Here is a 14319-nt window from a genome sequence, read left to right on the forward strand (position 1 = left end):
CGGGCGGGCCCGGTGACCGATGCGCACGGCCAACGGCGCGGTGAAGGAACCTCCCGGGCGGCGCTGCGCACGCCGGTGGAACGACGGGCCCGGGCGCCGAAGCACCTGGGCCCGTCCCGGGGCCGGTCGGATCAGCGGGCGGTCTCGCGCCAGTTCTGGTTGCTCTGGCTGGCGGCGCACTCCCAGATCTGCAGCGGCGCGCCGTCGTCGGAGTTCCAGTCGCGCACGTCGAGGCACTTGCCGGAGTGCGGATTGCGCAGCAGCCCGCCCTCGGCCACCCAGACCTGCGCCGGCCCGCCGTTGCACCACGCGAGCTGCACCTTGGCCGCGTTGTCCCGGGACGCCCACGCCACGTCCATGCACTTGTCCAGCACCGTCAACGTGTCACCGGGGCCTCGGGTGAAGCGTTGGGCCGGGGTGCCGTTGCAGTGCCAGAGCTGCAACCGCACCCCGTCGGCCGACTCGCCGCCCGGCACGTCGACGCACTTGTCCGCGTACCCGCGCAGCGCGAAGCCGGAGGCGGGGCGGACGACCGTACGCTTCGGCGCCGGCGCCGGCGAGTCCCCACCACCGCGGAACGTCACCACGACCTCCGCGCAGCCCGGACAGTTGTAGACCGTCTCGTTGCCGGCGACCCGGTCGTGGGTGGACCACAGGTAGGCGCGCGGGCCGAACGGGAGCAGCGCGGCGGTGTACGCGCTCTCCGCGTCCCGGTTCGGGTTGACGCAGTTGATCCGGTCACCCCGGGCCGGGTCCCGGACGGCGTGCGCCTCCGGGCAGGCGGCGAGGAGCTGGCCGGCGGAGCAGTCCCACCGCGCGCAACTGCCCGCCGTCTCCGGCCTCGGGGCGCCGGGCGCGTCGATCGTGATCGTGGTGGAGACCGCGTCGACGTAGCTGACGTTGTACCAGGGCGCGGCGGCGTTGTTCCGGTCGAAGTTGAACTCGGCCAGGCTCACCGGCTCCGCGCCCCGCTCGCACCGGTCGGCGAACGCGCCGCAGTCACCGACCAGGCAGCGGAACGACCCGTTCGGGTCGCCGTCGCAGCGCTGGCGGGCGAAGAACCGGCCCCGCCAGTGGCCCGGCTCGCCGGCGTCCGGGATGACGATGGTGCTCTTCTCGCCCGGACGCAGGGTGGGCAGGCCGGTGATCGGCCGCGAGCCGTCCCCGCTCTCCCCCGCGCCGATCCACAGCGTCTCCGCGGTGCCGTTGACGAACGTCACCCGCTCCCCGGTGGCGGCGGTCGCCGTGCCGCCCGGCACGCCCACGATCAGCCCCGACCCGAGCAACACGACGGCGAGCAGGGCGGACCTCCTGCGCGTCGGCCGCCCGCGGGTCGACGATCCGGTGTTCACTGCCATGTAGCCCTCCCTCGGCCTGACGCGGGGACGCGTCACGTCCCCCGACGAGTGCGGCAGGCGCACGGCCACACGACGGCGCGGGCGGGCTCCCGGTTCAACCGGAGTCGGTGCGGATCGGAGGGGTTGCGGTCAGCGGGAGATCGGCGCGGTCACCACGGAGGTGCCGTCCGGCCGGCTCACGCCGACGAAGGAGAGGTCGTCGACCGACGGCGAAAGCTCCCCGGTCACCTCCTGCGGACCGGCCGAGGCGGTCCAGTCGCGGACCGGGTGGGTGACGCCGTCCCGGGTCACCGCGAAGAGCCGGTAGCGCAGGCCGGGCCGCAGCCCGGTCGCGGTGATCCTGATCGTGGAGCCCTGGCCCTCGTGGGTGGTGATCGACACGGAGAGGCTGACGCCCTGGCCGGGCGCCTCGCCGGTGGCGGTCAGCACCAGGTCGTCGCGGCCCCCGCCGCCGCCGACAGCGGCCACGATCCCACCGGTGAGCACCGCGAGCGCCAGCGCCACCGCCCCACCCCAGAGCAGCAACCGGCGCCGGGCGGACAGCGGCCGGGAACGACCGTCGCCGGGGCGGGAGCGGCGACCGGACGACGGCGCCGGTCCGGTCGTGCCGCCGGGCCCTCGGCCGGGCCGCACGGGCCGCCGGCCCGCCAACACCGGCCCGCCGTCCGGCGCGGTCGGGCCGTCCGGGTCCGGCCCGGAGCGGGGTACGGCGGGCGACGCCGGCCGCGCACCGGCGTCCGACGGGGATTCCGGTACGACGGGTCCACCGGCGACCGGCACGGCCGGCTCCCCGGCGACGGGCGGGGTCGGCTCCCCGGCGACCGGCGCGGCCGATTCCCGGACGACGGGCGCGGCCGGCTCCCCGGCGACGGCCGGGTCGGGGACGGTCGGGTCGGGGACGGTCGGGTCGGGGACAGCCGGCTCGACGACGGCGGCGGACGCCGGGTCGGGGCGCACGGCCGGGACGGCCCGCGGGGGCAGCACGGAGGCCGGCGGCAGGACCGCGGCCGGCGGGAGGTCGAACTCGGCCCAGTCGGCCGCGTCGAGCGCGCCGAGCCCGCTGGTCACGCCACCCAGGTCGGCGGCAGCGGAAAGGCACTCGTCGCAGCCGGCGAGGTGCGCCTCGAAGGCGACACGGTCGGTCTCGTCGAGCGCGCCGAGCAGATAGAGCGCGAGCGCCTCGTGCGCGGACGTGGGGTGTTCACCGCCGGTGCGCATCACGCCCCCCTTCCCGACCCGACGAAGGGTGCGCCGGAACGACGAACCGGGTCACCGCGTCGGTGCCGGGATCGGACGAGGAGCCGCTGGGACGTGACATCAGGCCGACTCGATCGGGCCGATCGCCGCGTGCAGCGCCCGCACCGCGTAGTACGTCCGGGACTTTACCGTACCCTCGGGTATCCCGAGCCGCTCCGCCGCCTCCGCGACCGAGGCGCCCTTGTAGTACATCTCGATCAGGACCGCCCGGTGCTCCGGCTTGATCTGCCGCAGCGCCAGCCGGACGGTGTGGGCGGTGACCACCCGGTCCATCTCGTCGTCGGCCGAGGTGAGCCGGTTGAGGTCCGGCACGGCGACCTCGGGCGGCCGGGCCTGCCGGGCCCGCCCGGCGTCGACGGCCACGTGCCGGGCGACGGTGTAGAGCCAGGGGGCGATCCGGCGCGGCTCCTCGGCCAGCGTGCCGAGGTTGCGCCAGGCCCGCAGGAACGTCTCCTGCACGAGATCCTCGGCCAGCTCCTGCCGGCCGAGCACCAGCCGGGTGACGAAGCGCAGCAGCGGCTCACGGTACTGCTCGTGGATCCACCGCATCAGGCTCTCGGTGGAACCCTGGCCGACGGCCTCGCCCGGAACTCCGGGCTCCACCGCCTCGTTGGGCACCGCCGACACAGAACGCCTCCCCCTGACGTGTCGGGCGTGCCCGCCCGGCCGGCCCGGCGCCACGGCACCGGACCCTTCTGAGGGAGAAGGATAACCGTACTCATCGGACGCCGTCGCCGGCCGGCGGACCGCGACCAGGGTGGCGGTGCTCACCGGACGCGCTCCGACCGACGGACGACGACCCGACGCGGGCCGGCCCCGCCCACGACGACGCTGGTCAGCCCCGCGTCGGGCGAATGGTGGCGAGTCCACATCGAGCACTCCGATCGACGATCCGGCGGTGTCCGGCGGCGGAAATCGGTCCGTCCGGCGCCGTCCACGTTGACGGCCCGGTGCGCCGGTCGGTTCAATGGCGGCCGGACTGGAATCGGAATGATTCCGGTCGGGTGAACCGAGGACGTCGCGCATCCGTCACGCCTGGCGACGTCATCACCGGAAGGGAAGTCCCGTGACACCCGATCTTCCTGGCCTCCGATCCCGACTCGCCCGGATGCCGCGTCGTGTCGTCGCCGCCATCGCGGCCGGCCTCGCGGTGCTGCTCATGGTGGTCGCCTCCGTGAGCTGGGGCATCGCCACGGCCCGCGACGACAAGCTGACCGGCCGCAAGGTCTCCGCCGAGCATCTGACCGCTATCCGGGCCGCGGCCCGCTCCTGCCCCACGCTGACCCCGGCCCGGCTGGCCGGGCAGTTGATGACCGAGTCCGGCCTGGACGGACGCGTCGGCAAGACCACCTCTGGTGGTCGCGGCTTCGCCGGCCTGGACGACGACCGGTGGAAGTCCTGGGCGCCGTGGCCGGGCGCGGACCGCACCGACACCGCCGCCAACATCCTGGCGCTGGCCCACCAGATGTGCGACCTCAGTGGGCAACTGCGCCTGGCCGCCATCCCCGGCGACCCGTGGCGGCTGTCCCTGGCCGCGTTCCACACCGACCTCGACCGGGTACGCGAGGCGAAGGGCGTCCCGTCCGACGCGGTCACGTACGTCGACGACGTCAGCCGCTACGCGGCGTACTACGGCGAGCTGACCGCGTTCGGCGGCTCCGGCACCACCCGACCGGACACCGAGCGCCAGCAGCCGAAGGCGGTGCCGGCGACCTACGTCAAGCTCGTGGTGCGGGCCGGCTCGGTGTGCCCGGAGGTGCCGCCCGCGGCGGTGGCGGCGCAGCTCATGGCGGCGTCGGGTTTCGACCCGAACCTGCTCGGCGACGACGGCCGGCGGGGCATCGCCCAGTTCCTGCCCGAGGTGTGGCAGGCGTACGGGCCGACGGACGCCTCACCGTGGGACCCGCAGGTGGCCGTCCCGGCGGTCGGCGTCGCGCTCTGTGCGCTGCGTCGCGACCTCGCCGGCCTCGACGGCGACCCGGGTCTGCTGGCGCTGGCCGCGTACCGGAACGGGCCGACCGCGGTGCGACAGACCGGCGGTGAGCTGGACGACGACACGCAGGCGTTCCTGCGCCGGGTGAAGGAGTTCACCGACTTCTACGCGCTCGACGGGCGGCTCACGGCGGCGCCGGCCAGCCCGAGCCCTTCACCGTCCGCCACGCCCCGGTCGCCCAGCCCGACGCCGAGCGTCAAGCCGCCCGCGCCACGGCCCAGCGCGTCGCCGTCGACCCGCCCGCCGGCCGAGCCGGAGAAGCCGGCCCCGCCGAAGCGCCCGACCGGCGCGAAGCAGCTCGTCGGCAAGGAGACCGGGCTGTGCGCCAGCGGCGGCGCCGGGGACGGCATCCCGGTGGTCCTGCGGCCGTGCCGGGAGGAGCGGGCGCAGTGGTGGACGTTCCAGTCCGACGGGAGCGTCCGCGCCAACGGTCTCTGCCTGGACGTGGCCTGGGGTGAGAAGCGGGACGGCGCGCCGGTGCAGAGCGCCTTGTGCAGCGGCAACCCGGCCCAGAAGTGGAGATGGACCGAATACAAGGGCATCCGGTCCCTGTTCAACCCGGAGACCGACCGCTGCCTGGACGTGGACGGGCACGGGACGGGTGCGCCGCTGAACGCGTGGACCTGCGTGTTCAACCCGAAGCAGACCTGGTCGCTGCGCTAGCCGGAGGTGTAAGGAGGGGCCCCTTTTTAACAGACGGCTGTTAACAAGGGGCCCCTCCTTCACTACGTGGCGGTCAGCCGGCCCAGCGGCGGCGGCGCAACCGGTAGACCAGGAAGCCGCCCGCGCCGAACAGCAGCGCGAACCCCAGCAGCACGGCGACCAGCGTGCCCCCGCCCCGGCCCGCCTGCGCGGCGGCCGGGGCCTGGGCGTCCACGGACGGGGCCACCGAGGCCGCCGGGTTGATCATGCCGGAGCCGTAGCGCGGATCTCCCTCGGCGACCTGCCCACCCACCGGTTCGGCGGTGGCGCGGATGCGCTCCTCGACCTGCGCGGCGGTGAGGTCGGGCTGGGCGGCCCGGATCAGCGCGGCCTCACCGGCCACGAACGCCACCGCGAACTCGGTGCCGGTGTTGCCGATCACCTTGCCGCCGCCGACACCGAGCGTCGCCACCTCGATGCCGGGCGCGACCACCTCGACCGAGCCGTCGACGTACTTCTCGGCGAGCTGGCCGCCCGCGCCGACGCCGCCGGTGAGCACCAGCGACCCGCCGGATCCGCCCCGCGGCGACGGGAGCGTGGTGGGCTTGACCGGCGCGCCCGCCACCACCAGCACGTCGTGCTCCAGCGCGGTGGTCAGCGACGCCGCCACCGCCGGGTCGGCCAGGTCGACCCGGGAACCGAGCGCCACCACCGAGGCGCCGGTGCTGACCGCCACCTCGATGGCCGTCGCGGCGTCGGCCGGGCGCGCGTCGCCGGAGGACCGGACCATCCGCACCGGCACGATGGTGGCGTCCGGCGCCAACCCCACCGGGCGGTTCTCGACGCTGTCGTCCGCGGCGATGATGCCCGCCATCGCCGTGCCGGAGCCGAGGCAGTCCTCGTCCCCGCGTCCATTACCGACGGTGACGTCCGCGCCCACCGCGACCCGGCCGCTGAGCTGCTGGAGGCCGGCGTCGACGCCGGTGTCGACGACCGCCACCTTGACGCCGTTGCCGCGGGTCAGGGTCCACGCGCTGTCCGCCGCCATGCGTAGCTGCGCCCACTCCGACCGGCCGCTGGACGCGGCGGTGGCGGTGCACTTCACGTTCCGGCCGGGGCCGGTGGGCGTACCGGAGGGCGTGGGACTCGCGCCCGGTGACGGGCTGCCGTCCGGCCGCGGGCCCGGCGACCGGGTCGGCGTGGGGCGGGCCGACGGCCGACGGGGGGCCGGCAACTGTCCGTACTCGACCCCCTCACCGGCGGCGTCCCACGGCAGCACCAGGTGCCACCCGGCCCGCAGCGTGCCCGGGTCGGTCAGCCGGGCCCCGTCCGGCTGGACCCGACCGGTGTTGAGCTGGTAGATCTCGGCGGCCCGCGCGCCGCTGCCCAGGAACCGCCGGGCGATCTCGGTGAGATTCTCCGGCTGGCCCTGGTACTGCGCCGCGACCACGTAGTACTTCACGTACGGCTCGGTGTCCGGCTCGGTGTCCGGCCCGGACCGGGCGGCCGAGGGCCGTGGCACGGCCAGGATCGCGCAGCCGACCATCACCACCACGAGCAGTCTTGCAAGGATGGAGTGCTTCGCCAGCACCTCGGGTCCCCTTCCGTCACCGCGGCCCAGACCGATCGGCCGTCACCGTCTATTGCGGATCAGCGCCGACTTCGTTCAAATCAATCTGAACCAGATTTCCATGGCGTCCGTCATGGAGACCGCCGAGGGTACCGGCCCTCGATGTCGAACGGCTCCGGCCGACGGCGGGACGACTGTGTGACGAAGGCGGGGCGGCGGTGACAGGGCTGGCACGGACCGCCCCCGTGGACGGCCGGGGGATCGACCGGATGCCGACCACCCGCCGCTTCGACCCGCGCCGGCACCGGCGGGTGCCCGGCCTGCTCGATCTGTGGCTGGTGTGCGGCCCGCGCGGGAAGCCGGCGCTGCCCACCGCGCCGGACCGCCCGCTGGACGCGCCCGCGCTGGCGGACCTGGTCCGGCGGACCGGGGACGCCGCCGACGACGTCCGGATCCTCACCGACGACGGGGCCCGCCACGCCGAGCTGTTCACCGAGGTGGCCGGCCTGCTCGGGCACGACGTGCTGGTCAGCCCGGACGGCGCGGACATCCGGCAGGTGCTGCCCGGCCGGGTGCCCGACGCCGACGACGGGCCGCTGCACGCGTTGCCGCTGGACCGCGTGACCCGGCAGCCGATGGACTGGCTGGTGCTGCAACCGCCGGACCTCGCCACCCCGCTGCCCGGCTGGTTCGCGGTGGAGGACGGTCTGGTCCGGCCCCGCACCGGCGTGGTCAACCTGCCGCTGCCCACCGGTGTGGCGTTGGCCACCCGGGCCGACTTCGTGGCCCGCCGGGCCACCGCCCACCGGCTCGGCGCCACCGCGACGGAACTGGTCACGGTCTCCGTCACGGCCCGCTCCGGCGGCTTCCTGATCGGCGACTACAGCGGCACCCAGCAGGTCCGCGACGCCGGGCACCTGGCCGCGCTCCTCGGTGAGCTGCCGCTCTACGGCGCCGACCTGCGGCTCTGGCTCACCTGGCCGTCCGAGGCGGACGAGCAGGCGAAGCTCGCGGCCCAGGCCGCCGAGCTGGCCGAGACCACCGGCGCCACGGTCTGGACCCCGCCGCCGGGCGGACGCGCCGAACTCGTCGCCGACCATCGCCACCTGCGCGCGCTCGACGCGGCCGGCGGCGTCGCGCCGTGGCAGGCCCACCGCCCCCGGTACGCCGAGGGCCCGCCGGGCGTCGACGCGACAGCGGACGGCCTCCTGGTGCCGCGCCCGTCGCGGCAGCGCATCGTGGTGACCGACACCGACACCGACGCCGACACCGACGGGGAGCGGGCGGTCGAGCCGCCCTCCGCCGACGTGCCCGACGACCACGACGTCAGCGTCCCGGAGTCCTCGCCCCGCCCGCCGCTGGCCGCCGAGCAACGCCGCGCCGCCCGCTACGGGCCGCCCTGGCTGCGCCCCGGCCAGCAGGTCACGATCGAGGCGTTCGAGGCGTACGTGCCGGTCACCGGCGACCTGGAGCGGGCCGCCGCCGACGGCGTACCCAGCGCCGAGCTGTTCCTGGTCGGCTACCTGGACCCGCGGTCCGCGCCGGACCGGGCCGACCTGCTGCGGGTACGGGTCGAGCCGGGCGGCGCGATCCCGGTGCAGGTGCTGCGCTCGCACGTCCCGGCCCGACTCCAGTACCTGCTCGGCGCCCCGGACACCTACCTGCTGCCGGCCGGCCGGCTGGACCGGGCGCGGGTGCGGGGCGCGTTCCGGGCCACCGACGACGGCCGGCTGCGCCCCGTCGACGGGCTCGACGGCGGGGCGCTGCGCATCCGCCCCGCGCCGACGAACGCGTCGAGCGCCGGGCTGCCGCACGACGTCAGCCGCTGGCCGGCACACGGCACCCGGCGGGCGTACGCGCTGCTGCCGGCACACTCGCGCGGCCTGGCGCCGGGTTGGCTGCCGCTGTCCCGGCGGCGACCGGCGGCCCGGGCCGGCCGGCTGCTCGTGGAGGTACGGGTGCCGCGCGGCCGTACGCTCGACGTCGTCGCCACCGCCGACGCCCTGGCCGCGCTGCCGCTGGCCCGTGGCCGCGCGGAGCGGCTGCGGCAGGCCGGCGTCGAGCTGATCCTCACCAGCCGCTCCTACGACCGGGTCCAGGTGGACCGCGTCCACCGGGCGCGGGACGGGGCGTGGGAGGCGGTGCCCGGCGTGGCGGCCGGCCCGCTGCCCGTGGTGGCGCGCGGCGTTCAGTCCGCCCCGACCGGCCCGGCGGCCACCTCGAACTGAAGCGACCAGCGGCCGGCCGGGACCGGCCCCAGCACCACCGGCACGCACCGTCCGTCGGTGGCGGCGGCGAGGCCGCGCGCCCCGGCCGGGGACGGGCCCGCGGTGAACACCACTGACGGCGCCGGCAGGTCCTCCCCCGGCCGCGGCGGCTCGGGCAGGCCGGCCAGTCGGTGGTAGCCGTCCGGCGGCTCGGCGCCCAGCGCCTCCCCCACCACGGCGACGCCGACCCCGGCGGCCGACAGCCGGCCGGCGAGGGTCGCGGCGGCGCGGCCACACACCGCCGCCGGCCCGACCAGCGTGAACACGTCGGGCACCCGGGCCAGGTCCACGTGCAGCCGCCACGGTCCGCGACGCCCCAGCACCAGCGGCAGCACGGCCGGCGGGGCCGTCTCCCCCGGGCCCAGCCAGGCGTACGGCGGCACGCCCCGCCCGGCCGCCACTCCGACCAGCCGCACCCGGGCCGGACCGACGTCGGTCTCCAGGTCGGCGGTGAGGTACGGCGCCTCGTCCGCGGCGGGCAGCGGCGGGCGCGGCACGTCCGGCGTCGTCCCGGCGGCAGCGAGACCGGTCCCGGTGCCGGCCGCAGGGCCGGCGGGGCCGGTCCCGATCGCGGTCCCGATCGAGGTGTCGGTCGAGCCGGCCCCGGTCGCGGTGTCGCTGCTGGTGGGGCCGACCTTGGTGTCGGTGGGGCCGACCTTGGTGTCGGTGTCGGCGGGGCCGGTCTTGGTGTCGGTGGGGCTGGTCCCGGTGTCGGTCGCGTTCTCCGGCGACGCGGCGGGACGGGGGGCCGGGGACGCCGTCGAGGGCGCCGGACGCGGCTTCGACGCGTCCGCCAAGCCCGCGACCGGCCCTCGGCGTGTGGCCGGCGCGGCGGACCCGGCGGCGGGCGGCCCGGCCGGCGGCGGGGCCGGTGACGGCGCGGGTCGGGAGTGGACGGCGTCGGCCTTGGTCGCGTTCCGCGCCGACGACGCCGACGAGTTCGTCGTGGTGCTCCCCGAGCGGACGGCCGGCGGGTCCGGCGCCACCGCCGGGGACGATCCGGGCGGGCCGCCGACGGGCCGGCGGACCGCCCTCGCGGCGTCGTCCGCTGCCGCTGCCCCTCCCGCTGCCGCCGGCGCCGACTCGGTCGCGACGCGGTCACCGGCCGTCGACGTGACGCCGTCACCGGACGCGGACGCGGACGTGTCACCGGACGCGGGCGTGACGCGATCACCCGGTGCGGGAGTGTGGTGCCGCTCGGGCGGCCACGGCCCGTCGTCACCGGCCAGGGACACGCCACGAGCGGCGCGACGCGGGCGCAGCAGCACGATCGCCACCGCCGCGAGCAGCACCGACAGCACGCCCGCGCCGACGCGGATCACCATCGGGTCCACCCCGCCGTCCGAGGTCCGGCGTCCCACCGGCGGCGGGGCGGCCACCTCCGTGGCGACCGGGGGACGCGTCGCCGCCTTCGTGGTGGCGGGCGCCCGGGTCGACGGCGGTACGCGGCTCGGCGGCGCCGTGGTGCGGGCGGGCGTGGACGGGGCAGGGTCCGGCGACCGGGTCGCCGGCGGGGCGGACCGGGTCCGGGTCCGGGGCAGCGGACCGATGCGTACCCCCTGGCCCTTGGCGTCCCGGGGCAGCACGAGCACCCAGCCCGGGTTCAGCACCAGCCCGTCGGTGAACGTCTCCCCGTCCGGCTGGGCGCGACCGGTGTTCAGGTCGACGATCTCCCGATAGCGGTTACCGTTACCGAGCGTGCGCAACGCGATGGCGTACAGGTATTCCCGCTGTCCGTCGACCGGCGGACCGACCACGTAGTACCGGCCGGTCTCCGCCGGCGCGGCGTGCGCCGGACCGGTCGGCACCAGCCAGATCCCGACCAGCACCAGCACCGCCTGCACGGCCCACCGCATCCGCACGCGTCGCCCTCCCTCTCCTGTGCCACCGCCACCCTGCCGTCGGGCTCACTACGGACCGGACCGCCGGCGGTTCAACGGTGATCGTGGTCGGATCACGGAGCGGGCCGGCGGAACGGTCACGGGGAGGTGGAGAAGACGCCCATCAGCGCGAGCCCTCCGCAGCAGAGCGGCACGACGACGACCAGCGCGGCCAGCGCGACGCTGTAGTTCGACCACAGGCCGAACCGCGTCACGTCGGTGCCGTAGGCGTCGTGGACGCGGTTGCGCCAGCCGCCGAACCGGAACGACAGGTGATGCGCGGCCCCCGGCTGGGCCAGCACCGACGTGGTGATGATCGGGATGCCCATGAAGTCGGTGTAGCGGACGTCGCGCGGACCGGCCGGGACCGCGATGTGCCAGGTTCCCTCACCGGGAATCGGCACCGACCGCCCGTCCACCTTGAAGCGGCTGGTCGTCGGCGCGGGAACCAGGTAGGGCCCCCGGTTCACCGAGACGACGAGCACCGCGAAGCCCGGCGGCGGCGCGATCGGATGAGGGTAGGCGACCAGGGGCGTGACCGCGCCGGGCATCGGCGGGTACGGCTGCGAGGGGAGGTAGGACACGGCTGACGATTCTGGCACGGCGGCGCACCCCCGCGCCCGCGCGCCCACCTCCGGCCACCGGTGGTCCGGTCAGCGCAGCTCGACGACCGGGCGGGTGAGGACCTCGTCGGCGTAGCCGTCGTCGGAGGCGAGCCAGCGACCGAAGTCGTCATCCCGGTAGGCGGTCGCCAGGGTGAGCCAGCCCAGGAAGAATCCGCTGCCACCGCAGGTCGCGCCGCCGCCGTCGCCGCCGCACACCACGGTCCGCTCGGTCGTCGCCTCGTGCCGGTACGGGTCCTGCCCGATCGCCAGGCCCCACCGGTTCTCCTCCCGGTGCGGACCGGTGCGGTGGTCGAAGGGGTATCCGTCGGCAGGGTGGTGGTCACCCCAACGGAAGAGCGTCGTCGCGCCGGCCCCGCACGCCCACTCCCACTCGTCCGGGGTGGTGGTCCGCAGGTCCCGACGCGCGAGCCCGGCCATCGCCTCGTCGTACGAGACCTGTCGGATCAGCCGGGCCCGCGTCACCCGCCCGGCCCGGTCGAACTCGACGTCCAGCCCGCCGTCCGGCCCGACCCGCCGCATCCCGCCGATCCCCGGCTCCGCCGACGCGGCCACCTCGCGCACCCGGGGATCGTCCGGCGCCAGCGGCATGCCGCAGGGGTCGAACGCGTCCACCGCCACCAGCATCGCCGGCATCTCCACCACCCGCTCCGGCGACGTCATCGCGTCGACGAACTCGGGCACGGGCGGCAGGCCGAACTCGTCGGCGCTCTCCGCGTAGTCGGCCGCCTGAGCGGCGTCCGGCCGGAACCGCGAGCCGTCGTACCCGAGTGTCGGTCGCCCGCCCGGGACGAGCGCGAACCGCGTGCCGTCCCGGTCGAACCGGGCCTGCCGGTGCGACCACCCGGCGCCGGCCCGGACCGCCAGGCCCCGCAGCGTCAGGCCGTGCCGGTCGGCGATCCCCGCCGCGACCCGGTGCGCGGCGTCGTCGGACATGGCGTTCCACTCGGCGGACGTGAGGGCGGCGTAGGACACGGCACGAGGATAGGGCCCGCACGCCGACCGCGCGGCCCGGCTCACCCCGCGGTGGACGCTCCGGCGTCGGCCAGCAGCCGCTGGCGCATCAGGAACTTGCGGACCTTGCCGGTCGGGCCCATCACCACGCCGTCGTCGGGCACGGTCACCACCCGGCGCAGCGTCGCGGCCACCGCCGGGCCCAACGCGGCCCGGACCCGCTCGGTGCGGTCCAGCGCCGGGTCGGCGTCGTCGGTGAGCAGGAGCAGCACCTCGGTGACGGTGGCGCCGTCGTCCCCGGCGGCGGCGATGACGGTGCAGTCCCGCACGTCCGGGCAGTGCGCGAGGATGCGTTCCTCGGACAACGCGGTGTAGAGCCAGGTCCCGCCGCCCAGGTCGACCGCGTCGCTGGCACGGTCGACGTGGTGGTAGTCGCCCCGCGCGTCGCGGTACATCAGGTCGCCGGTCAGGTAGTAACCGTTCAACCGGGTCCGGTACGTGGTGACCGAGTCGTTCCAGTAGCCGATGGCCAGCGTCGGCGACTTCAGCCCGACGTGCCCGACCTGCCCCTCCGGCACCTCCTCGCCGGTGGCCACGTCGAGCAGCGCGATCTCGGCGAACGGGTACGGCCTGCCGACGCAGCGGTCGTAGCGGTCACTGCCGGGCCGGTGGGTGATCCGGAACGCGCCGTGCCCCATCTCGGTGGAGCCGAGCATGTCGACGAACTTCGAGCCGGGCACGTCGACCGGCCCGTCGGGGGTCCAGGTGGGATGGCTGCCGACCGCGACCAACCGGCGGACGTGCGACTCGTGGGCGCAGTCGCCGGTGTTGAACCAGTTGCGCACCGAGCTGAGATCGCGGGTGGTCAGGTCGACGCGGGCCAGCTCGGACCAGGTCACGGCGAAGCCGAACACCCCGGTCGGGCGCCACCGCTCGATGGCGTCGAGGACGGTCTCGGCGCTGCGCGCGAACGGGCCGCCCTGCGCCGAGAGGCAGAGCAACTGGTAGCCGTTGCAGAGCGCCTGGTTGAGCGTGATGATGCCGGCGGCGTGCGCGGCCGGCAGCGCGGACATCTCCCGCACCTCGCCGTGCGGCCGGGACTCGGTGAGCCGTACGGCGCGGATCGCGGCGAACAGGCCGTGGTGCGAGTGGACGATCGCGGCCGGCACCCGGGTGGTGCCGGAGGAGTGGGTGATGACGACCGGGTCCTCGGGATGGTGCCGGTGGTGCGCGGGCGCCCGCGCCGGGTCGCCGGTGCCGGTCTCGGCGGCGTCGCCGAGGACCGGTACGCCGAGGTCGTGCCCGCGCAGCGCGTCGTGGTCGGCGTCGACGAGCACGCCGACGCCGCGCAGTCGCCGGACGAACTCGGCCGCCAACTCGATCGGCATGTTGCCGTTCATCAGCGCCGGGATCGCCCCGAGCCGGGTGAGGGCCAGGAAGTTGAGGAACACGTCCGGCGCGGAGGTGACGTAGACCGCGACCGGGTCGCGGCGGCCGATGCCGCGCCCGGCGAACCAGGCCGCCCGGGCGGCGACCCGCTCGGTCAGGGTGGCCAGCGACAGCGGCGTCCAGGCGGGGATGCCGTCGACGTCGACGTCGAACGTCACCCGGGGCGTCCGCATGTCGGCGCCGTGCTCGGCCAACCGGAGCAGCACGTTGCCCGCGCCGAGTTCCTGGTCCGCCGCCAGGGTCGCCCGGAAGTTGTCGGCACCCAAACGAGTCGCCTCCCCACGTGACACGCTCACCGAAAGCGCCCCCGCCGCGCCAGGACACGA

Annotated in this window: 10 protein-coding genes; 2 read left to right on the forward strand and 8 right to left on the reverse strand. The window is 76.1% G+C overall.

Annotated elements, in window-relative coordinates:
- Positions 1 to 131: 131 nt before the first annotated feature.
- The 3 genes from ACLQ2W_RS14295 to ACLQ2W_RS14305 all read right to left on the reverse strand — a co-directional run bounded on the left by ACLQ2W_RS14295 (position 132) and on the right by ACLQ2W_RS14305 (position 3242).
- Positions 132 to 1358, reverse strand: a complete 1227-nt coding sequence (locus ACLQ2W_RS14295) for a ricin-type beta-trefoil lectin domain protein (protein WP_425786811.1) — start codon at positions 1356 to 1358, stop codon at positions 132 to 134.
- Positions 1359 to 1487: 129 nt separating this feature from the next.
- Positions 1488 to 2576 carry a zf-HC2 domain-containing protein gene (locus ACLQ2W_RS14300; RefSeq protein WP_425786812.1) on the reverse strand — a complete coding sequence of 363 codons (1089 nt, stop codon included), beginning with the start codon at positions 2574 to 2576 and terminating at the stop codon, positions 1488 to 1490.
- A 99-nt stretch (positions 2577 to 2675) separates the two neighbouring features.
- Positions 2676 to 3242, reverse strand: a complete 567-nt coding sequence (locus ACLQ2W_RS14305) for a sigma-70 family RNA polymerase sigma factor (RefSeq protein WP_425786814.1) — start codon at positions 3240 to 3242, stop codon at positions 2676 to 2678.
- Between the two features lie 481 nt (positions 3243 to 3723).
- On the opposite strand from ACLQ2W_RS14305, the gene ACLQ2W_RS14310 reads away from it, so the two are divergent.
- Positions 3724 to 5271 (forward strand): ricin-type beta-trefoil lectin domain protein, encoded by a 1548-nt coding sequence (locus ACLQ2W_RS14310; protein WP_425786815.1) that lies wholly within the window; start codon positions 3724 to 3726, stop codon positions 5269 to 5271.
- Between the two features lie 73 nt (positions 5272 to 5344).
- On the opposite strand, the gene ACLQ2W_RS14315 is transcribed toward ACLQ2W_RS14310, so the two are convergent.
- Positions 5345 to 6841 carry a S8 family serine peptidase gene (locus ACLQ2W_RS14315; RefSeq protein WP_425786816.1) on the reverse strand — a complete coding sequence of 499 codons (1497 nt, stop codon included), beginning with the start codon at positions 6839 to 6841 and terminating at the stop codon, positions 5345 to 5347.
- 248 nt (positions 6842 to 7089) lie between these two features.
- On the opposite strand from ACLQ2W_RS14315, the gene ACLQ2W_RS14320 reads away from it, so the two are divergent.
- Entirely contained in the window at positions 7090 to 9048 is a 1959-nt protein-coding gene (locus ACLQ2W_RS14320; protein ID WP_425786817.1) for a hypothetical protein, read from the forward strand.
- Here ACLQ2W_RS14320 and ACLQ2W_RS14325 read toward each other — a convergent pair.
- The 4 genes from ACLQ2W_RS14325 to ACLQ2W_RS14340 form a co-directional block, all read right to left on the reverse strand.
- On the reverse strand, positions 9009 to 10949 hold the full coding sequence (locus ACLQ2W_RS14325) for a hypothetical protein (RefSeq protein WP_425786818.1): 1941 nt from the start codon (positions 10947 to 10949) through the stop codon (positions 9009 to 9011). The genes ACLQ2W_RS14320 and ACLQ2W_RS14325 overlap by 40 nt on opposite strands.
- Positions 10950 to 11065: 116 nt before the next feature.
- Positions 11066 to 11551 carry a hypothetical protein gene (locus ACLQ2W_RS14330; protein ID WP_281942285.1) on the reverse strand — a complete coding sequence of 162 codons (486 nt, stop codon included), beginning with the start codon at positions 11549 to 11551 and terminating at the stop codon, positions 11066 to 11068.
- Between the two features lie 69 nt (positions 11552 to 11620).
- Positions 11621 to 12565, reverse strand: a complete 945-nt coding sequence (locus tag ACLQ2W_RS14335; RefSeq protein WP_425786819.1) for a hypothetical protein — start codon at positions 12563 to 12565, stop codon at positions 11621 to 11623.
- Positions 12566 to 12606: 41 nt separating this feature from the next.
- Complete coding sequence (locus ACLQ2W_RS14340; RefSeq protein ID WP_425786820.1) at positions 12607 to 14259, reverse strand: class I adenylate-forming enzyme family protein; 1653 nt, start codon at positions 14257 to 14259, stop codon at positions 12607 to 12609.
- Positions 14260 to 14319 lie beyond the last annotated feature (60 nt).

Origin of the sequence: Micromonospora sp. DT227 (assembly GCF_049841835.1) — a bacterium.
Taxonomy (GTDB): Bacteria; Actinomycetota; Actinomycetes; order Mycobacteriales; family Micromonosporaceae; genus Micromonospora.

Bases quoted from the DNA above. Each gene is read 5' to 3' on its own strand.
- ACLQ2W_RS14295 (WP_425786811.1), bottom strand. From the start codon at position 1,358: ATGGCAGTGAACACCGGATCGTCGACCCGCGGGCGGCCGACGCGCAGG.
- ACLQ2W_RS14300 (WP_425786812.1), bottom strand. From the start codon at position 2,576: ATGCGCACCGGCGGTGAACACCCCACGTCCGCGCACGAGGCGCTCGCG.
- ACLQ2W_RS14310 (WP_425786815.1), top strand. From the start codon at position 3,724: ATGCCGCGTCGTGTCGTCGCCGCCATCGCGGCCGGCCTCGCGGTGCTG.
- ACLQ2W_RS14320 (WP_425786817.1), top strand. From the start codon at position 7,090: ATGCCGACCACCCGCCGCTTCGACCCGCGCCGGCACCGGCGGGTGCCC.